The sequence below is a fragment of the Rhodococcus wratislaviensis genome, from assembly GCF_900455735.1.
Taxonomy (GTDB): domain Bacteria; phylum Actinomycetota; class Actinomycetes; order Mycobacteriales; family Mycobacteriaceae; genus Rhodococcus_F; species Rhodococcus_F wratislaviensis.
This window is the reverse complement of the sequence record NZ_UAUI01000026.1, coordinates 167,965-188,043: the sequence shown is the minus strand read 5'-3', so window position 1 is coordinate 188,043 and position 20,079 is coordinate 167,965. Positions and strand designations below refer to the sequence as shown.

At 68.5% G+C, this 20,079-nt stretch carries 20 protein-coding genes; 19 read left to right on the top strand and 1 reads right to left on the bottom strand.

The features are described 5' to 3' along the window. Positions 1-82 precede the first annotated feature (82 nt). The 4 genes from dacB to hpt are packed head-to-tail and all read left to right on the top strand — an operon-like array spanning position 83 to position 4,073. Entirely contained in the window at positions 83-1,468 is a 1,386-nt protein-coding gene (gene dacB / locus DTA22_RS31385) for a D-alanyl-D-alanine carboxypeptidase/D-alanyl-D-alanine endopeptidase (RefSeq protein ID WP_112302027.1), read from the top strand. After that, positions 1,468-2,514, top strand: a complete 1,047-nt coding sequence (locus DTA22_RS31380) for a zinc-dependent metalloprotease (protein ID WP_037242339.1) — start codon at positions 1,468-1,470, stop codon at positions 2,512-2,514. The genes dacB and DTA22_RS31380 overlap by 1 nt, the downstream gene beginning before the upstream one ends. Before the next feature lie 22 nt (positions 2,515-2,536). Beyond that, a complete protein-coding gene (gene tilS, locus DTA22_RS31375) occupies positions 2,537-3,514 on the top strand; it encodes a tRNA lysidine(34) synthetase TilS (RefSeq protein ID WP_112302026.1) in 978 nt (325 codons plus the stop codon). 4 nt (positions 3,515-3,518) lie between these two features. Then, positions 3,519-4,073, top strand: a complete 555-nt coding sequence (gene hpt, locus DTA22_RS31370; RefSeq protein ID WP_005244976.1) for a hypoxanthine phosphoribosyltransferase — start codon at positions 3,519-3,521, stop codon at positions 4,071-4,073. Between the two features lie 15 nt (positions 4,074-4,088). On the opposite strand, the gene DTA22_RS31365 is transcribed toward hpt, so the two are convergent. After that, complete coding sequence (locus DTA22_RS31365) at positions 4,089-6,191, bottom strand: serine/threonine-protein kinase (protein ID WP_112302025.1); 2,103 nt, start codon at positions 6,189-6,191, stop codon at positions 4,089-4,091. 164 nt (positions 6,192-6,355) lie between these two features. On the opposite strand from DTA22_RS31365, the gene DTA22_RS31360 reads away from it, so the two are divergent. From DTA22_RS31360 to lysS, 15 genes are all read left to right on the top strand, one after another. Then, on the top strand, positions 6,356-7,702 hold the full coding sequence (locus DTA22_RS31360) for an amidase (RefSeq protein WP_112302024.1): 1,347 nt from the start codon (positions 6,356-6,358) through the stop codon (positions 7,700-7,702). A gap of 211 nt (positions 7,703-7,913) precedes the next feature. Next, entirely contained in the window at positions 7,914-10,184 is a 2,271-nt protein-coding gene (gene ftsH, locus DTA22_RS31355; RefSeq protein ID WP_037242332.1) for an ATP-dependent zinc metalloprotease FtsH, read from the top strand. A gap of 60 nt (positions 10,185-10,244) precedes the next feature. Further along, entirely contained in the window at positions 10,245-10,862 is a 618-nt protein-coding gene (folE, locus tag DTA22_RS31350) for a GTP cyclohydrolase I FolE (protein ID WP_025431746.1), read from the top strand. Next, positions 10,859-11,716, top strand: a complete 858-nt coding sequence (gene folP, locus DTA22_RS31345) for a dihydropteroate synthase (protein WP_112302023.1) — start codon at positions 10,859-10,861, stop codon at positions 11,714-11,716. The genes folE and folP overlap by 4 nt, the downstream gene beginning before the upstream one ends. Next, the gene (folB, locus tag DTA22_RS31340) at positions 11,709-12,071 is read left to right on the top strand and encodes a dihydroneopterin aldolase (RefSeq protein ID WP_037242509.1); all 363 of its coding nucleotides are present in this window, start codon (positions 11,709-11,711) and stop codon (positions 12,069-12,071) included. Before folP ends, folB begins: the two co-directional genes overlap by 8 nt. Beyond that, entirely contained in the window at positions 12,068-12,580 is a 513-nt protein-coding gene (folK, locus tag DTA22_RS31335) for a 2-amino-4-hydroxy-6-hydroxymethyldihydropteridine diphosphokinase (RefSeq protein WP_112302022.1), read from the top strand. The genes folB and folK overlap by 4 nt, the downstream gene beginning before the upstream one ends. A 20-nt stretch (positions 12,581-12,600) precedes the next feature. Further along, entirely contained in the window at positions 12,601-13,068 is a 468-nt protein-coding gene (locus DTA22_RS31330) for a DUF3180 domain-containing protein (protein WP_181910949.1), read from the top strand. Between the two features lie 69 nt (positions 13,069-13,137). After that, a complete protein-coding gene (locus DTA22_RS31325) occupies positions 13,138-14,106 on the top strand; it encodes a DUF6779 domain-containing protein (RefSeq protein WP_181910948.1) in 969 nt (322 codons plus the stop codon). 147 nt (positions 14,107-14,253) lie between these two features. Beyond that, complete coding sequence (locus DTA22_RS31320) at positions 14,254-15,180, top strand: Rossmann-like and DUF2520 domain-containing protein (protein ID WP_037242324.1); 927 nt, start codon at positions 14,254-14,256, stop codon at positions 15,178-15,180. A gap of 5 nt (positions 15,181-15,185) precedes the next feature. After that, entirely contained in the window at positions 15,186-16,124 is a 939-nt protein-coding gene (gene panC / locus DTA22_RS31315; protein ID WP_112302110.1) for a pantoate--beta-alanine ligase, read from the top strand. An 18-nt stretch (positions 16,125-16,142) separates the two neighbouring features. Continuing rightward, positions 16,143-16,589, top strand: a complete 447-nt coding sequence (gene panD, locus DTA22_RS31310) for an aspartate 1-decarboxylase (RefSeq protein WP_005262154.1) — start codon at positions 16,143-16,145, stop codon at positions 16,587-16,589. 3 nt (positions 16,590-16,592) lie between these two features. Then, a complete protein-coding gene (locus tag DTA22_RS31305) occupies positions 16,593-17,408 on the top strand; it encodes a type III pantothenate kinase (RefSeq protein WP_005244962.1) in 816 nt (271 codons plus the stop codon). Between the two features lie 122 nt (positions 17,409-17,530). Then, entirely contained in the window at positions 17,531-18,064 is a 534-nt protein-coding gene (locus DTA22_RS31300; protein ID WP_037242322.1) for a cysteine dioxygenase, read from the top strand. Further along, positions 18,061-18,483 carry a rhodanese-like domain-containing protein gene (locus tag DTA22_RS31295; protein WP_112302020.1) on the top strand — a complete coding sequence of 141 codons (423 nt, stop codon included), beginning with the start codon at positions 18,061-18,063 and terminating at the stop codon, positions 18,481-18,483. The genes DTA22_RS31300 and DTA22_RS31295 overlap by 4 nt, the downstream gene beginning before the upstream one ends. A gap of 70 nt (positions 18,484-18,553) precedes the next feature. Continuing rightward, positions 18,554-20,065, top strand: coding sequence for a lysine--tRNA ligase (gene lysS / locus DTA22_RS31290; protein WP_112302019.1), 1,512 nt, complete (start codon positions 18,554-18,556; stop codon positions 20,063-20,065). Positions 20,066-20,079 lie beyond the last annotated feature (14 nt).

Below are 20,079 nucleotides of genomic sequence, written 5' to 3'. Positions count from 1 at the left end.
GTCGAGGATAAGGTTGGTTGTCTGACCACCCACGAATCACAGTGAAGACGGAGGCGCGTTGCCGGGCCAGGGAAAGAAGAAGATGGGCTCGTTGGCGGGACGCCACCGTCGGAACATGCGAATTCTGTTCGCGTCGGTCGTCGTCGTGGTGCTCGCGATGGCGGCTGTTCTGGTGGTCGCGGTGACCGCGCACAACGCGTCGGCGGGCCGCGGCGAACTGACGATCGCGCCGGAACCTGCGCCGATCACAGCGGCCCCGCAGGTCACGCCGGTGCCGGACGACGCACCGATGCCGACGGCGCAGGGGATCGCCGCCGCGGTCGGTCCGGCCGCCGCCAACCCCGACCTCGGCAAGTTCAGCGGAACGGTCGCCGACGCGGTCACCGGTCAGGTCCTGTGGAGCGTCAACCCGCAGACCCCGATGACCCCCGCGTCGACCACCAAGGTCCTCACCGCGGGATCCGCGCTGCTGGCGCTGCCGTCCGACCGGCGCGTGACGACGAAGGTGGTGCAGGGAGCGACTCCCGGCGAGATCGTCCTCGTCGCCGGTGGTGATCCCACTCTCACCGCGAAGCCGGTCGGCGAGAACGGCTACTACCCGGGTGCGGCGCACATCTCGCAGCTGGTCGACCAGATCCGGAACGCGGGCATCCAGGTGACGAGCATCGTGGTCGACACGAGCATCTACTCGGGCGACACGATGGCGCAGGGGTGGTTCCCGACGGACGTCGGCGCCGGATTCATCACTCCCACCGAACCGATCATGATCGACGGCGGACGCGCCGACCCGCTCGTGGACGAGTCGCCGCGCAGTTCGACGCCCGCGCTCGACGCCGGGCGAACGCTCGCCGGTGCGCTCGGCGTCGCCCCGTCGGCGGTCACGTCGGGGGTCGCGGCGCCCGGTGCGGCTACCGTGGCGAGTGTGCAGTCCGCGCCGCTGCGCGACCGGTTGCGGCAGATGATGGAACACTCGGACAATGTGCTTGCCGAAGCGATCGGGCGGGAGGTTGCGATGAATGCCGGCGCGGAAGCATCGTTCACGGGCGCCGTCGCGACCATCGGCCAAACGCTGACCGCGGCCGGATTCGATCTGTCGGGTTTCACGCTGCACGACGCGAGCGGGTTGTCCGTCGACGACCGCATCGCCCCCCACACACTCGACCAGGTTCTGACGGCCGCCGCGGGCGAGGGCAATCCCGCCCTGCGGCCGATGCTCGACTACCTGCCGGTGGCCGGTGCCACGGGCAGCCTCTCGGACCGGTACGCGTCGGGGAACCGCACGGGCGCCGGCTGGGTGCGGGCGAAAACCGGCACCCTGTCCACGGCCAGCGCGCTCGCCGGCTATGTGGTGGACCAGAACGGGCGCGTCCTCACGTTCGCGTTGATGTCCAACGACCGCCCGCCGGAGGTCAGCCGACCCGCACTCGACGCACTGGCGGCAGCGCTCCGCACGTGCGGGTGCCAGTGATGGCCGCCGAGGGAAATGCCTTCAGCGGTGCCGTCGACTGGAAACTCGCAGCCCGGACGGGGGTGAAGCTCGCGCGCAGCGGACCCGTGACGTCGCGGTACACGGCGGAAACCGTGGTCGCGGAACTGGCCGACGCGTCGATGCGCGCGGAACTGCCCGTCCGGGAAGTCACCGGCCTCGCCGACGGGCTTCCGGTGCCTACCGCCCAGATCCTCGACCGGGCCGGGTGGATCCACGCCGCCGCGCATTCGATGTCGCAGCTCACGGGCGGCGACGCCGCTCCCGGCATGCTGGTCGGCAAGCCGGCGGGCATTCAGGCCGGGGCGATGCTCGCGTACCTGTCGTCGGCGATCCTCGGTCAGTACGACCCGTTCACCGGCGACAACGGAACCCTGCTGCTCGTGGCGCCCAACGTGGTGTCCGTCGAACGCACACTGCGCGTGCGGCCCAGCGACTTCCGGCTCTGGGTGTGCCTCCACGAGGTGACACACCGGGTGCAGTTCTCGTCCTCACCGTGGCTCACCGGGTACATGCAGGAGTCGGTGGAGACCCTCGGGTCCGCCGAGGACGAGTCCGTCACCGACATGGTCGGCCGGTTGACCTCCGCGCTGCGCGACCGCGGGCGCACGGAGGCGGACGAGTCGGGCGCACCGGGCGGCATCGTCGGACTGCTGCGCGCGACCCAGGCCGAGCCGCAGCGTGAGGCACTCGACCGTCTGCTGGTGCTCGGCACCCTCCTCGAAGGACATGCGGACCACGTGATGGACGCCGTCGGTCCGGCGGTCGTGCCGTCGGTGGCCGCGATCCGGGCGGCGTTCGATCAGCGGCGCCGGCGCAAGAGCAACCCGGTGCAACGCCTCATCCGGGCGCTGCTCGGAATGGACGCCAAGATGGCGCAGTACGTGCGCGGCAAGGCGTTCGTCGACGCGGTCGTGGACAAGGTCGGGATGGACCGGTTCAACGTCGTGTGGACCGGCCCCGACACGTTGCCCCGGCTCGCGGAGATCGATGCGCCGGACGCCTGGGTGTCCCGGGTGCTGGGCTGATTCGAGAAGGGCTGAGCCGGTGATGGTGCTTCCCGAGGAGCCGGCGATCCTCGAGGTTCGTCACGCCGTGCGGCGCTGGATCGTGGCGCACGCCCCGGACGGTGAGATCGCGGTCGCGTTGTCCGGTGGCGCCGACTCACTGGCGCTGACGGCGGCGGCCTCCGCCGAAGCGCGATCGGTGCGTGCCCTCGTCGTCGATCATCGGCTGCAGCCGGGTTCGGCGGACGTGGCGGACGAGGCGGCAGCCCGTGCCCGGACTCTCGGCTGCACGTCCGCCGAGGTGCTTCCCGTCGACGTGACCGGGTCGGGCGGGCTGGAGGCGGCTGCCCGGCAGGCCCGCTACCGCGCCCTCGACTCGGCGCGCGGAACCCGCCCGGTGCTGTTGGGGCACACCCTCGACGACCAGGCCGAAACGGTCTTGCTGGGGTTGTCGCGCGGTTCGGGTGGTCGATCCATCTGGGGGATGAGCGCGTACGACAGCCCGTGGGGGCGACCGCTGCTGGACGTGCGGCGCGCGGTGACCCGGCAGGCCTGCGCGGAACTGGGACTCGGCCCGCACGAGGATCCGCACAACGCCTCACCCGACTTCGTGCGGGTGCGGCTGCGCACCGAGGTGCTGCCGCTGCTCGAGGACGTCCTGGGCGGCGGCGTCGCCGGGGCCCTCGCCCGCACCGGGGAACACCTGCGCGAGGAAGGGGCGGTCCTCGACGCTATGGCCGCCGACGCCGAAGCGAAAGTCGAGGTGGACGGCGAAATCGACGCAGCCCTGCTCGCACTGTCGGCGCCGCCCGTCCGCCGGCGCGTGCTGCGCAGCTGGCTCCTTGCAGCCGGTGCGCGCGGTCTCGGAGACACCCAGCTGCGGGCCGTGGACGACCTCGTCGCACGGTGGCGCGGACAGGGACAGGTGGCGATCGGGGGCGGAACACCGGACGCGAGGTTGGTGGTCCGCCGACGACGTGGCAGGCTGAACGTCGGATTGGACGACCGACGAAGGGTTTGATCGCGTGTACGAAGGCGACATCGCATCGGTACTGATCTCCGAGGACGAGATCCGTCGACGTACCGTCGAACTGGCCGAGGAGATCGCCAAGCGCTACCCGGAGGGTGCCCCGGAAGGGGATCTGCTCCTGGTGGGTGTCCTCAAGGGCGCCATCTTTTTCATGACCGACTTCGCGCGGGCCCTCCCCATCCCCACCCAGATGGAGTTCATGGCCGTCAGCTCCTACGGTTCGTCCACGTCGTCCTCCGGCGTCGTGCGCATCCTCAAGGACCTCGACAAGGACATCGCCGGCCGCCACGTGCTGATCGTCGAGGACATCATCGACTCCGGTCTGACGCTGTCCTGGCTGATGCGCAACCTGTCGAGCCGCAACCCCGCCTCGCTCGAGGTCGTCACGCTGCTGCGCAAGCCCGACGCCATCAAGGTCGACGTCAACGTCGCGAACGTCGGCTTCGACATCCCCAACGAATTCGTCGTCGGGTACGGCCTCGACTACGCCGAGCGGTACCGCGACCTGCCGTACATCGGGACCCTCGAGCCTTCCGTCTACGGCGGCTGATCTCCGCGCTACTCGTCAGCGGACGGGTTCGTGTGACACGGCGAGCTCCAGCGCGCGCAGGTCCTGTTCCAGTTGCCGGAACAGCCAGTACACGCCCACGAACGCGAAGATGCCGCCGACGCACAGGATGCGGACCGCGATGATCACCAGCGTGATCTCGTCGGGTGACAGGAACGTCACCCCGGCCACACCGGCCAGCGGGACCGAGGCGGCCACCGCGAGATACAGCGTGCTCCGGCGGTCGAGGCCCCGCAGTTTGTGGGCGTCGGCGCTGCTGGCGATGTCCTGCGGCAGCAGGGTCGGGTAGATACAGCGCACCGCGAAGAACGCCACCACGAAGAACGGGTACGCCACCGACACGGCGCCGCACACGATCAGGGATGCGATGAAGTGCACGTACGCGCCCGGCGGCACATTCCCCGCCGCGAGCTGCAGGGAAATCGGATAGGCGATGCCCGCGATGACCCACAACCCGAACACCACCAGCACGACGCGGTCGCCGAGCAGCAGCGTGTCGGTGCGGGCCCGGGCCAGCGTCTGGCGGTCGTACGTTTTCCCCTTGCGCAGACCCCGGGGAACGAGCAGCGGATATCGGCACCAGTAGAGCAGCATGATCGCACCCAACGGGAACGCGATCGAATTGATGACCAACTGGATCCCCTCGAACGAGTGCTGCGCCTCCGGCGTCAGATTGCTGATGATCAGCATCTTGTTGTGGTGGTAGTTGTAGGCGCCGGCGAGCGCGTTCGGCACCGCGATACCGATCACCAGAATCGGCAGCGCGAAGCGGCGCAGCCGCATGCGCCAACTGTTCGGCGGTGGATCGACGAGGTCCCGGGCCCGGGGATTCAGGCACAGGTCGAACTGCTGGGCCAGTTCGGCACCGGACGACCACCGGTCCTCCGGCTTCGGTGCCAGACACGTCAGCAGTACCCGTCGCAGGGACGGCGGACAGTCGTAGGGCAACTGGTCGAGAAACTCCGGGTCGATGTCGCGGCTGCGGCGGTCCAGCATCGCTTCGAGCGCGACGAGCGACTCGCTGGACACGTCTTCGTCCTCGAACGGACGCCGACCGCACATCAGCTCCCACAGCATCACGCCGAGCGCGAAGATGTCGCTGCGGGTGTCGAGGTCCGCCGCCGTCCCCGGCATGCCGCGGTGACACGCCTCGAGCTGTTCGGGGGACATGTAGGCCAGGGACCCGCCGAAGTAGGCGAGCGGTGACGCTCCGGTGACGGTGTCGCTGAAACTGATGTTGAAATCGGCGAGCTTCGGCACCCCCTCGGCCGTCAGCAGGATGTTGGCGGGTTTGATGTCGCGGTGCAGGACGCCGCGCTTACCGGCGTAGTCGAGGGCGTCCGCCAGCCGCCGCCCCAGCCACGCGATCGTCTCGGGCCAGGTCAGTGAACTGATCTCGTCCCGCACACTCGAGTCGGTGGGCCTGATCTCGCCCTTCTCCCGCATCTCCTCGTCGACCACGTCCAGCAGCAGGCTGCCCGTCCGGTCCTGTTCCGGGGTGACGCGCACGCGGCGCAGAACCCGCAGCAGGGTGCCACCCGGCAGGTACTGCATGTAGAGAAGGCGCAGTTGGCGGTCCTCGAGCAACCGCTGGTCGAACACGCGCACGATGTAGTTGTGGTCGAGCTGCGCGAGGGTCTGCGGCTCGTTCCCCTTGTCGTGGGAGATCTTCACCGCCACGAGGCGCTGCATCGACCGCTGCCGTGCCAGGAACACGCGGCCGAACGCGCCGCTGCCCAGGCCCATCAGCAGATCGAAGTCGTCGACCTGCTGACCGACCTCCACATCGTCGAGAGCCGCATTGCCCGGCGGCCTGGTGATGAGCGTGTCCGGCTGCCGGGCGGTCACGGTCGGACCGGCGGCCGCGGTCTGGTCGGCGGCCGCGGTGTGCTCGGCCGCGGCAGTCTGCTCGGCGGCCGCGGTCTGCTCGGCGGTCATCGTCCGTGCGGACACGGTTTGCTCAGCAACCACCGTCGACGGTCCGGCCGCGACCGTCGATTCGCTGCTCTCGTGTTCGGAGTTCGTGACTCCGGCGGTCCGTTCGGCAGAGTCCGATCCAGCGGCCGATCCGTCTCTGCCCGACCCGTTTCCTCTGGTCATTGCACATCGAGGGTTCTACTGGGCGGGTTCTCTGGGCACATCGAGGTTGTCTGGAGCGGTGTGAAGAGTCCCATCCAGGGACAAGCGAATGGTAACCCCGCAGACCCACCGTATCCAGCGCGAATACTCGAAATGACTGCATCCCTGCGCCATATACTCGGATGATGGGGGACTCCCCGTTCACCTCAGCCGTCGTCGTCGCCGAGCAGGTTCGCTCGGGCGTCTCGAGCCCGATGGAGCATGTCGAGGCCGCGCTCGCGGCCATCGACGAGCGGGAACCGAAGATTCAGGCGTTCGTCACGGTCCTCGCCGAACAGGCCCGAGCCGCCGCGCTCGCCCTCTCCCGCCGACCCGATCTGTCCACACTTCCGCTGGCAGGAGTGCCCGTCGCGATCAAGGACGTCATCCCGGTGGCCGGACTGCCGATGCGTGAGGGATCGGGCGCGACCAGTGCCGAACCGAAGGTTTCCGACCACCCGGTCGTCGCGCGGCTGCGGGCGGCCGGTGCGGTGGTCGTGGGCCTGACCACCCTCCCCGAACTGGCGGTGTGGGGAACCACCGACGCGCCCGGCCACATCACCCGCAATCCGTGGAATCCGTCGCGGACCTGCGGGGGTTCGTCCGGGGGAGCGGCCGCCGCCGTCGCCGCGGGGATGGTGCCCCTGGCCCACGGGACCGACGGTCTGGGTTCGATCCGCATCCCCTCGGCGAACTGCGGAGTGTTCGGCATCAAACCGGGCAGGGGAGTCGTGCCCTCCGAACTCGGCGCCACCTCGTGGTTCGGCATGGCCGAGAACGGGCCCATCGCCACCACCGTCGACGACGCCGCCCTCATGTTGTCCGTCCTCGCCGACCGACCCGAACTCGCGCGGATCGGAGCATCGGAACCACTGCGGATCGCGGTCGCGGCAGGGTCGCCGACGTTCCTGGCCACGGTCGATCCGCAGTGGCGGGACGCGGCCCTGCGCGCGGGCACGGAACTGACCGGCTCGGGCCACGACGTCGAGCCTGCGACGTTGCCGTACCCGGTCAACCTGCTTCCCGTCCTCGCCCGCTGGACCGCGGGAACGGCCGCCGACGCGAAGGGGCTCGATGTGCGGCAACTGCAGCCGCGGACCCGCAGACACGTCGCGGTGGGCAGGGCGCTGGGCCGATTCGTCCGTCCCGAGCAGGTGGGCAGGCTCGAAGAGTCGCTGCGCACATTCTTCGAGAACTACGACGTCGTGATCACGCCCGCTCTCGCGCAGCCGCCGCTCGCGGCGACGACGTGGAGCGAGCGGTCGTGGCTGTCGAACGTCGTGGCCAACGTGCGGTACGCCCCGTTCAGCGCGCTGTGGAATCTCGTCGGGTGGCCGGCGGCGAGTGTGCCGGTCGGCACGCACTCGCATTCGGGCACCCCGCTGGCCGTGCAGATCGCGGCGCCGCCCGGGGGCGAGGCCCGGATCCTGGCCCTGGCCGCTCACATCGAGCGGGTGGGCGGCGGCTGGCCGAGGGTCGCGCCCGCGCGGTGAACTCCCGCACATTCGGACCAGGATCGAGTCCGGGGGAACCGATGGGACACCGCATGCGTTGAAAGAAAAGAGACCGCTCCCAACGGCGGTTGGCTGCTACCTGGAGTCGCCGGGGTGCCTTCGCGGTAACCTGGTTTGTCCGGTTGGCAGCCGGAAGGCGCACCCGGAAGACCCGCACTCTCGAAAGGACCGGCCATATCGGCCGACCTGTATGAACCGTAAGACTGTGTTTCGAAACCTGGCGATAGTTGCCGGCATCCTGCTGGTGATCTACGCCTTCAGCTACTTCGGCAACGACACGCGCGGATTCCAGGGTGTCGACACCTCCGTGGCGATCGCGCAGCTCGACGCGAACAACGTCGACAAGGCGCAGATCGACGACCGGGAGCAGCAGGTCCGCCTGTGGCTGAAGGACGGGAACGACGCGACGGACGGCAAGACCGAGATCCTCGCGAAGTATCCGGCGTCGGCGTCCGAGCAGATCTTCAACGAGATCTCCGACAAGGGCCTGCAGAGCTACAACACCACGGTCACGCAGGAGAGCTGGCTCACGTCCATCCTGCTGTTCGTCCTGCCGATGGTGATCCTGCTCGGCATCTTCTTCTTCGTGATGAGCCGTATGCAGGGCGGCGGTCGCGGCGGCGTCATGGGCTTCGGCAAGTCGAAGGCCAAGCAGCTCAACAAGGACATGCCGAAGACCACGTTCGCCGACGTCGCGGGTGCGGACGAGGCCGTCGAAGAGCTGTACGAGATCAAGGACTTCCTGCAGAACCCGATGCGCTACCAGTCGCTGGGAGCGAAGATCCCGCGCGGTGTGCTGCTGTACGGGCCGCCCGGAACCGGTAAGACCCTGCTCGCCCGCGCGGTGGCAGGCGAGGCCGGTGTCCCCTTCTTCACGATCTCCGGTTCGGACTTCGTCGAGATGTTCGTCGGTGTGGGTGCGTCCCGCGTGCGCGACATGTTCGACCAGGCCAAGCAGAACAGCCCCTGCATCATCTTCGTCGACGAGATCGACGCCGTCGGACGCCAGCGCGGCGCCGGCCTCGGCGGCGGCCACGACGAGCGTGAGCAGACCCTCAACCAGTTGCTGGTCGAGATGGACGGTTTCGGCGACCGCACCGGCGTCATCCTCATCGCCGCCACCAACCGCCCCGACATCCTGGACCCGGCGTTGCTGCGTCCGGGCCGCTTCGACCGGCAGATCCCGGTCGGCGCCCCCGACCTCGCCGGTCGTCGCGCCATCCTGAAGGTTCACTCGCAGGGCAAGCCGATCGATCAGCACGCCGACCTCGAAGGTCTGGCCAAGCGCACCGTCGGAATGTCGGGTGCAGATCTGGCCAACGTCATCAACGAGGCCGCGCTGCTCACGGCCCGCGAGAACGGGACCGTCATCACGGAGGCCGCGCTCGAGGAGTCCGTCGACCGTGTCGTCGGCGGTCCCCGACGCAAGAGCCGCATCATCAGTGAGCACGAGAAGAAGATCACCGCGTACCACGAGGGCGGGCACACGCTCGCCGCGTGGGCGATGCCCGACATCGAGCCCGTCTACAAGGTCACCATCCTCGCCCGCGGCCGCACCGGCGGTCACGCGATGACGGTGCCCGAGGACGACAAGGGCCTGATGACGCGGTCCGAGATGATCGCTCGACTCGTCATGGCGATGGGTGGCCGCGCGGCCGAGGAACTCGTGTTCCACGAGCCGACCACCGGTGCGTCCTCCGACATCGACATGGCGACGAAGATCGCCCGGTCGATGGTCACCGAGTACGGCATGAGCGCCAAGCTGGGTGCCGTGCGCTACGGCCAGGAGGGTGGAGACCCGTTCCTGGGCCGGTCGATGGGTCAGCAGTCCGACTACTCCCACGAGGTCGCGCGCGAGATCGACGAAGAGGTCCGCAACCTCATCGAGGCCGCGCACACCGAGGCGTGGGCGATCCTCAACGAGTACCGCGACGTGCTGGACATCCTGGCCACCGAACTGCTCGAACGCGAGACGCTCACCCGCAAGGATCTCGAGAAGATCTTCCACAGCGTCGAGAAGCGCCCGCGCATCACCGCGTTCAACGACTTCGGCCACCGGACGCCGTCCGACAAGCCGCCGGTCAAGACGCCGCGGGAACTCGCGGTCGAGCGCGGCGAGCCGTGGCCCCAGCAGCCCGAGCCGGTGTTCGCCCAGCAGCAGTCGCAGCAGGCTTCGCCGCAGCAGCAGTACCCGCAGCCGGCGCCCGCCAACGGTTACTCGCAGCCGGCACCGGCCCGGCCGCAGGGTGGGATGACGCAGCCGCGTCCGGACTACGGCGCCCCCGCGGGTTGGTCGGCTCCGGGCTGGCCGCCTCGTGATCCGGGCAACCAGAACCCGGAGGGTCAGTACTCCGGGAACCAGGGTCCGGGCAATCAGTGGAACCCGCCGCACGAGCAGCGTGGCACCGGCGACGACGACGCGCAGACGAGGGCCTGGAAAGGACCGGACGGATCGAACTGATCCGCCCGACACTAGGCTGTTGCTTCGGGACGATCGGTCCCGGTACTGGAGGAGTTTCGGTTGTCGGTGAATCATCTCGGTAGTGAGCCAGTGGCACTCGAGACAGGCCGGGTGTTCGATCAGCCGCGTGCCGAAGCTGCGGTGCGCGAACTGCTGATCGCGATCGGTGAAAATCCGGACCGTCCCGGACTGCGGGATACGCCCGCCCGCGTGGCGCGGTCGTATCGCGAGGTCTTCGCGGGCCTCTACACCGACCCGGACACCGTGCTGAACACGACGTTCGACGAGGGGCACCAGGAGCTGGTGCTCGTTCGCGACATTCCGCTGTACTCCACGTGTGAGCACCACCTCGTGTCGTTCCACGGGGTCGCCCACGTCGGGTACATCCCCGGTAAGACGGGCAAGGTGACCGGGCTGTCGAAGCTGGCGCGCGTGGTCGACCTGTACGCCAAGCGTCCGCAGGTTCAGGAGCGTCTGACCAGTCAGATCGCCGACGCGGTCATGCGGAAGCTCGACCCGCGCGGTGCGATCGTGGTCATCGAGGCCGAGCACCTGTGCATGGCGATGCGGGGGATCCGCAAGCCTGGCGCGAGTACCACCACCTCCGCGGTGCGTGGCCTGCTCCAGTCCAGCGCGGCCTCACGTTCCGAGGCTCTGGACCTTATTCTGCGGAAGTGACCGTGATCGAGTTGCCCTCGCCAGGCCGAACCGTGGTGATGGGCGTCCTGAACGTCACCACCGATTCCTTCTCCGACGGCGGACGTTTCCTGGACCGTGACGCGGCGCTCGCGCGCGGTCTGGAACTGAAGCGTCTCGGCGTCGACATCGTCGACGTCGGCGGCGAGTCCACCCGGCCGGGCGCGGCGCGGGTCGATCCCGACGTCGAAGCCGGTCGCGTCGCACCCGTGATCGCGGACCTGGTGAGCGAGGGCATCTGCGTCAGCGTCGACACGATGCGGGCGTCCGTCGCGCAGGCCGCGATCGAGGCGGGTGCGTCGATCATCAACGACGTCGCCGGTGGCCGCGCGGATGCGGCGATGGCCTCGGTCGTCGCGGACGCCGGAGTTCCGTGGATCCTGATGCACTGGCGTTCGGCCGCCGACTATGTGCACCGCGGCACCGCCGACCATTACGAAGACGTGGTCCGTGAGGTCCGGGACGAACTGATGGTCCAGGTCGACCTGGCCGTGAAGGCAGGGGTGGATCCGGGTTCGCTGGTGCTGGATCCGGGTCTCGGTTTCGCGAAGAATGCCGACCACAACTGGGCGTTGCTGAAGGCGCTGCCCGAGTTCAACGAGCTGGGATTCCCCGTCCTGATCGGCGCGTCCCGCAAGCGGTTCCTGGGTTCGCTGCTGGCGGATTCGGACGGGGAGCCGCGCCCGCCCGCCGGACGGGAGATCGCGACCGCCGTCGTCTCGGCGCTCGCCGCGACCCACGGAGCGTGGGGAGTGCGTGTGCACGATGCGCAGGGTTCCCTCGACGCGATTGCGGTCGCCGAGGCCTGGGCAAAGGGTGCAGCCGGACGTGAGTGATCGAATCGAGTTGCGCGGGTTGAAGGTTCGTGGCAATCACGGCGTCTTCGAGCACGAGAAGCGGGACGGTCAGGACTTCTACGTCGACATCACCGTGTGGATGGACCTCGCCCCGGCCGCCGCATCGGACGACCTCGACGACACCCTGGACTACGGCGGACTGGCCGAGCGCGCGGCCGCGATCGTGGCGGGACCCTCACGGGACCTCATCGAGACCGTCGCCGCGGAGATCGCGGACGGGGTGATGACCGATCCTCGCGTCCGGAGCACCGAGGTGGTGTTGCACAAGCCGTCCGCGCCGATCCCGCTGACGTTCGCGGACGTCGCGGTGGTCGCGCACAGGTCGCGGCCATGAGTCGCGCGGTGTTGTCGATCGGATCGAACGTCGGCGACAGCCTTGCCCATCTGCAGTCCGTTCTGGACGGTCTCGGTGACGCGGTCGTCGCGGTCTCGCCGGTGTATTCGACGGCGCCGTGGGGCGGTGTCGAGCAGCAGGACTTCCTCAACGCGGTCCTCGTCGTCGACGATCCCGCACTCGACGGCTACGGCTGGCTGCGGCGCGGGCAGGAACTCGAGGCCGCCGCCGACCGGGTGCGGATCGAACGGTGGGGTCCGCGCACGCTCGACGTCGACGTCGTCACGTGCGACGACATCCGCAGCGACGACCCGGAATTGACGTTGCCGCACCCGAGAGCGCACGAGCGTGCCTTCGTGCTGATTCCGTGGCTGGACGTCGAACCCGAGGCGGTGTTGCCGGTCGACGGGACGACGACCCGGGTGGACGCGCTGCTGCCGCTGCTGGACGACGAGGAACGGGCCGGTGTGCACCGGACGCGGCTCGTCCTGGACCGGCGGTCGCGATGAAGCCGGAACCGACGGGCACGATGAAACCCACGCGCATCTGGGATCTGCTGTTCCTGGCCGCGCTCGCCGTCGCCGCCACCTGGATTCTGGTCCGCGTGTTCTACGGATCGTTTCCGCCGATTCCCGTGTACGCCGGGGCGTCGCTGTATCCGGTCGCGCTGATCGAGGTCGTGCTCGCGTTCATGGTGCGGTCCCGGATCAGCAACCATCAACTGGGCGACGGACCGCGTCAGCTGCACCCGATCACCGCCGCCCGGGTGGCGGCGCTGGCCAAGGCATCCGCGCTCGTCGGTGCCGCGACGGCCGGGGTATGGGGCGGGTTCCTGCTGTACCTGCTTCCGCAGCGTTCGGTGCTCCGGGCCGCGGTCTCGGACACTCCCGGCGCGTGGGTGGGTCTCGTCGCCGCGCTTGCGCTCGTCGGCGCGGCACTGTGGCTGGAACATTGCTGCCGCACCCCCGACGACCCGTCGGACGAGCCGGCGCATTAGGGCACCAAGGATCGCCGCAGGTCCGAACGAATGCGCGGTGCACCCTTCGCGGCCAAGTACCCTGGCACCATGACGAATCCTGGTCGCCTCAAGTCTGCGCGCCGCAACAGGCGCAGCGCGAGCCAGATGATCGTTGCGGGGTTACTCGCACTCGCGGTGATCGCGTCCCTCTTCCTGATCTTCAGCGACAGTGTCCAACTCCTGCGGGTGGGCCTGGTGGCCGCGCTGTGGGCTGCCACGGTCGGCGCCATCGCCATGACGAAGTACCGGCGCGAGTCGGCGCTCGACAAGGCGAAGGTCAACGACCTGCAGACCGTCTACGAGTTGCAGCTCGAGCGGGAGATCTCGGCACGGCGCGAATACGAGCTCACCGTCGAGAAGCGGGTGCGCAGCGAGGTGCGCGCCGACGCCGAGGAACTCGCCGCGCTGCGGGCCGAACTCTCGTCGCTCCGCAAGAATCTGGAGGCCCTGTTCGACGGCGCGATGCCGACCGAGCGGATCGCGCTGCGGGCGGATTCGACTCGGGTGCAGGAACTCGCAGGCGGCTCGTACAGCAGCTACCAGCCTGCGGCGTCGGGCCTGTACATCCCGGGTGCGGGGCATGCCGCCGGTGCCGGGCATCAGAGTGGTTCCGCCCAGTCGTCTCACCATTTCGCGAATCCGGACGACGATCCGGTCACCGCGGAGACGTCCATCGTGGAACCCGCCTACGCCGGACATACCGAACCCGAGATCGAGGTCGAACCGGAACCGGAACCGGAACCCGAGCCGGTTGCCGAGACCCGGCCGGCGCCCGAGCCGGAGCCGGTCGCGGAGGTCGAGCCCGAACCTGTCGCGGAACCCGAGCCCGAGCCCGACTCCGACTCCGAGGAAGAGGCAGAGCCCGAAGCGCGGCGGGGCCGCCGGCGGGCGCCCGAGGACGACGAACCGTCGGGTGCGCACTCGAACGGGCTGTCCGTCGCCGAGATCATGGCCAACATGCAGTCGGCGTCCGGGACCGCCCAGAGCGCCGGAGGCAGGCGTCGCCGGGCCGAATAAGGCCGGACGCGCCCGAGGATCAACCCGCATCGTGTGAGGCATATATCACTCCGCCGGCGCATGGCGGGGTGAGTTCGAGCCGGGCTATCCTCACTCGAGAACGTCTGGTACCCGCCGAGCGGGACTGGAACGAACGAGAGGACGAAGGTGACCTCTTTCGGGATCACTAATGGCCCTGCGCCTGCGAGGTTGACGGTAGGAATCGTCTCCGCCGGCCGGGTCGGTACAGCAATCGGTGCCGCGTTGGAGCGGGCAGGTCACGTCGTCGTCGCCTGCTCGGCGGTCTCCGACGCGTCACGTCACCGGGCACGCACCCGGCTTCCCGAGACCGAGATTCTGCCGGTGGCAGAGGTCGCGGCCCGCTCCGAACTGCTCATTCTCGCCGTCCCCGACGCCGAACTGCCGTCATTGATCGCGGGGCTGGCCTCCACCCGTGCGGTGCCGAGCCGCGCGATCGTGGCCCACACGTCCGGCGCGAACGGCATCGGGATCCTCGACCCCCTCACCGAGCAGGGAGTCGTTCCGCTCGCGATTCACCCCGCGATGACGTTCACCGGGCACGACGAGGACACCGTCCGTCTCGCGTCCGCCTGTTTCGGCATCACCGCGGCCGACGACATCGGTTACGCGATCGCACAGTCGCTGGTCCTCGAGATCGGTGGCGAGCCTGTCCGGGTCCGTGAGGACATGCGGCCGCTCTACCACGCCGCACTCGCTCACGGCAGCAACCACCTGGTCACGCTCGTCGTCGACGCCGTTGCCGCGCTGCGCGTCGCCCTCGAGGGCCAGGAACTGCTCGGCCAGGAGCTGATCGGCGACGATCCGAACGGCCTGGCCGAACGCGTTCTCCAGCCGCTGCTGTCCGCGGCCCTCGACAACGCTCTGCGCCGCGGGCCGTCGGCACTGACCGGGCCGGTCGCGCGGGGGGACTCGGAAGCGGTGGCGACGCATCTGCGGGTACTCGAAGAGGTAGATCCTCGGATCGCGGCCGGCTACCGCGCCCTCTCTCTGCGATCGGCGCAACGCGCCGGCGCGACACCTGAACTGCTGGAAATCCTGGAAGACCGGAGGTGAGTTCCGTGAGCGATCTGCAGGGCGGATACAAGCGCGGCGAACTGACCGTGCACCACGACCCGAACGTGCTGACCCGGGTCTCGAAGGCGCTTCGCGGCGTCGGCCGCCAGGTCGCACTCGTGCCGACGATGGGAGCTCTCCACACGGGTCACCTCGAGCTGGTGCGGCAGGCCAAGCTCACCGGCGCGGTCGTGATCGTCTCGATCTTCGTCAACCCGTTGCAGTTCGGGGCCGGCGAAGACCTCGACGCCTACCCGCGCACCCTCGACGCCGATCTCGAACTGCTGCGCGAGGCCGGGGTCGAGCTGGCGTTCGTGCCCACCGCAGCCACCATGTACCCGGCAGGACCGCGGACGACGATCCATCCCGGACCGCTCGGCGCCGAGCTGGAGGGCGCGTCCCGGCCGACGCACTTCGCGGGGATGCTCACCGTCGTCGCCAAGCTGCTGCAGATCGCAGCGCCGAACGTCGCGTATTTCGGCGAGAAGGACTACCAGCAGCTGACGTTGATCCGGCAGATGGTGACCGACCTGAACTTCGACGTCCGGATCTTCGGCGTGCCCACGGTGCGCGAGCACGACGGACTGGCACTGTCCTCGCGCAACCGCTACCTCGACGAGGCGCAGCGCAACGCGGCGACGGCACTGTCCGCGGCCCTGATCGCCGGCGCCCACGCCGCCGCCGGTGGTGCCGAGGCGATCCTCGCCACCGCCCGCGACGTGCTGGCGTCCGTCCCGGAGATCGAGGTCGACTACCTCGAAGTACGGGGCGTCGATCTCGGCCCCGCCCCCGAACGAGGCGACGGCCGACTGCTCGTCGCAGCCAGGCTCGGGACCACCCGGTTGATCGACAACGTCGGTGTCGCCGTCGGCACCGGATTCCTCGAACGCGATGCCGAACCACCGTCCGGCGCGTCGGACGCAGACGAACTTCTTTCCCGCTAGAAGAGTAAGGACCGGAACATGTTTCGCACCATGATGAAGTCGAAGATCCATCGCGCCACCGTCACACATGCCGACCTGCACTACGTGGGCTCGGTGACGGTCGACCAGGATCTGATGGACGCCGCCGACCTCCTCGAGGGTGAGCAGGTGTGCATCGTCGACATCGACAACGGCGCGCGGCTCGAAACCTATGTGATCGCCGGTGAGCGGGGAAGCGGCGTCATCGGGATCAACGGTGCGGCAGCGCATCTGGTCAAGCCCGGCGACCTCGTCATCCTCATCGCCTACGGCGTCATGAACGAGCAGGAGGTGCGCGACTACGAGCCGCGCGTCGTGTTCGTCGACGCCGCCAACTCGCCGATCGAGCTCGGCGCCGACCCGGCGCACGCCCCGGAGGGCTCCGGTCTCATCACCCCGCGCATGCTGTCGACGCTCGACGCCGAGCGCGAATCCAGTTTGGTGTAACCCATGCTCCTCACCGTCGACGTCCGGAACACGAACATCGTTCTCGGACTGTTCACCGGTACCGGTGAACACTCGAAGTTGGTGCAGGACTGGCGGATGCGCACCGACGCGCGCATGACGGCCGACGAGTTGGCCCTCATCTTCCGGGGGCTCCTCGGCGCGCACACCGATCAGATCACCGGTGTGTCCGCGCTGTCGACGGTGCCGTCGGTGCTGCGGGAGATCCGCGTGATGCTGACGCGGTACTGGGGGCACGTCCCGCACGTGCTGGTGGAACCCGGGGTGCGAACCGGTGTTCCGCTGCTCGTCGACAACCCCAAGGAGGTGGGCGCCGACCGGATCGTGAACAGTCTTGCGGCGCATCACCTCTACGACGCACCGTGCATCGTGGTCGACTTCGGGACGTCCACGTGCGTCGACGTGGTGTCCGCCAAGGGCGAGTTCCTCGGCGGCGCCATCGCGCCGGGCCTCGAGATCTCCTCGGACGCACTCGCGTCGCAGTCGGCGGCGCTGCGCAAGGTCGAACTGGTTCGGCCCCGCTCCGTCGTCGGCAAGAACACCGTCGAATGCATGCAGTCGGGTGCGGTGTTCGGTTTCGCCGGGCTCGTCGACGGGCTGGTCCGTCGCGTGCGCAAGGAACTGCCCGCCTTCTCCGGTTCCGACGTGGTGGTGATCGCGACCGGTGACCGCGCGCCGCTGATCATGCCCGAGACGGAGACCGTCGACGAGCACGAACCGGATCTCACGCTGGAAGGGCTGCGCCTGGTCTACGAGCGGAATCAGGCTCGCCGGGGTGCGCGTCGCAGCCCGCTCGAGTGACGGGTTCCCTCTTCGCGGAAGTTATGTCAGAATAGTCCCCGTGAATCTCTGCACGAGTGCTCAGGAGTGTTGTCGAGGCTGAACGCTGCCTTGACCAATTCACACTTCTGGGAGTCTCTCTCGTGCTCGCAACGTATTCTTCTGCATCTGTACCCACCCGTCTTCGCCCGGCTGACCTGCTGCGCATCACCGATCAGGGTGCTTCCGAGGTCCTCGACGGCCGTCACGACGTCCTGCTCCCGCAGAGCTGGCCCACCGACGAGCGCTGGTCGACCCGGCTCTACTCGGACGACGACGTCGACGTCTGGCTGATCAGCTGGGTTCCCGACCGGAACACCGAATTGCACGACCACGCAGGATCTTTCGGCGCGCTCACCGTTCTCAGTGGCGCGCTGTCCGAGTTCCGTTGGGCGGGTGACCGACTGCGCCACCGCACTCTCGACGCCGGCGATCAGGCGTCGTTCCCGCTCGGCTGGGTCCATGACGTGGTGCGGGCGCCGGACGCACCCGGAGCGGAGGTGGTGACGCCGACGCTGAGCGTGCACGCCTACTCGCCGCCGCTGTCGGCCATGTCCTATTACGAGGTCACCGACCACGGCACGCTGCGCCGTACCCGGACCGAGCTCACCGATCTCCCCGAGGGTGGTTCGAAGTGAACATCGACCAGATGCTCGAAGAGGCCCGCAACCAGATCGACCGCATGTACGCATTCGAGCTGCCCGAGGCCGTGGCGCGCGGCGCGATCGTGGTGGACATCCGCCCGCAGGCGCAGCGAGCGGTCGAGGGAACGCTGCCCGGTGCGCTCGCCATCGAACGCAACGTCCTCGAGTGGCGGTGCGATCCCACCAGCTCGGCGCACCTGGCGCTTGCGGTGGACCACGACGTCGAGTGGATCATCGTCTGCTCCGAGGGCTACACGTCCAGTCTCGCCGCGGCGGCGCTGCAGCAGCTGGGTCTGCACAAGGCGACCGATCTCGTGGGCGGGTACAAGGCGATCAAGGCGGCGGGGTTGCTGGGCTCGCTCATCGCCACGCAGCACTGCGTGCGGGAGCTGGCCACCGTCTCGGCACACTGACGGCGAGCCGTCGAGTTGGTACCGACCTCTGAATAGGGGCACGCCCGGCTGTCGATTAGGCTGGTGACCCGTGAGTGAAGTAGCAGCCCAGCCAGTCGACGACACCCCCGAGCAGCTTCGGATCCGCCAGGAGAAGCGTGAGCGCATCCTCGCGGAGGGACGCGAGGCGTACCCGGTGTCGGTGGCGCGCACCCACTCGCTGGCGGAGATCCGGGCCAAGTACCCGGAACTCGAGCCCGACACGGCGACCGGCGACCAGGTCGGTGTCGCCGGCCGGGTGATCTTCGTGCGCAACACGGGCAAGTTGTGCTTCGCGACGCTGCAGGAAGGCGACGGCACCCAGCTGCAGGCGATGATCAGTCTCGCCGCCGTCGGCGAGGACGCTCTCGCGTCGTGGAAGGCCGATGTCGACCTCGGTGACTTCGTCTTCGTGCACGGTGAGGTGATCAGCTCCCGTCGCGGTGAGCTGAGTGTGATGGCCGATTCGTGGCAGATCGCGTCCAAGTCGCTCCGGCCGCTGCCGGTTGCGCACAAGGAGATGAACGAGGAGTCCCGGGTCCGGCAGCGCTACGCCGATCTGATCGTGCGCTCCGATGCGCGGGAGAATGCGCGTAAGCGGGTGGCTGTCGTCCGTGAGCTCCGGAACGCGCTCGAGCGTCGCGGGTTCCTCGAGGTCGAGACGCCGATGCTGCAGACGGTGGCGGGCGGCGCGGCGGCCCGTCCCTTCATCACGCATTCCAATGCCCTCGATATCGATCTCTATCTCCGTATCGCTCCCGAACTGTTCCTGAAGCGGTGCGTCGTCGGCGGTATCGAGAAGGTCTTCGAGATCAACCGGAATTTCCGCAACGAGGGTGTCGACTCGACGCACTCGCCGGAATTCGCGATGCTCGAGACGTACGAGGCGTACGGCACGTACGACGATTCGGCCGTCATGATCCGCGAACTCGTCCAGGAAGTGGCGCAGGCCGCTTTCGGTTCGCAGGTCGTCACTCTCGCCGACGGCACCGAATACGACCTCAGTGGTGAATGGAAGACCCTCGAGATGTACCCGTCGCTGTCGCAGGCGATCGGTGTCGAGGTCACTCCGGATACCACCGTCGAGGAATTGCTGGCGCTCGCCGAGAAGGTGGGCCTGGAGGTCCCCAAGGACAAGGGTTACGGGCACGGAAAGCTCGTCGAGGAACTGTGGGAGCACCAGTGCGGCGACCAGTTGTTCGAGCCGACGTTCGTCCGTGATTTCCCGGTCGAGACGTCGCCGCTGACTCGTGACCACCGCAGCAAGGCCGGGGTGACCGAGAAGTGGGACCTCTACATCCGCGGGTTCGAGTTGGCCACGGGCTATTCGGAATTGGTCGATCCGGTCATCCAGCGTGAGCGGTTCGTCGATCAGGCGCGTCTCGCGTCGGCCGGGGACGACGAGGCGATGGCCCTCGACGAAGAATTCCTCGCCGCAATGGAGCAGGGAATGCCGCCGACCACCGGTACCGGAATGGGAATCGACCGTCTGCTCATGGCTTTGACGGGTTTGGGAATCCGCGAAACAATCCTCTTTCCCATTGTTCGGCCTTCTTCTCGCTGATTCACCAGGGTGAA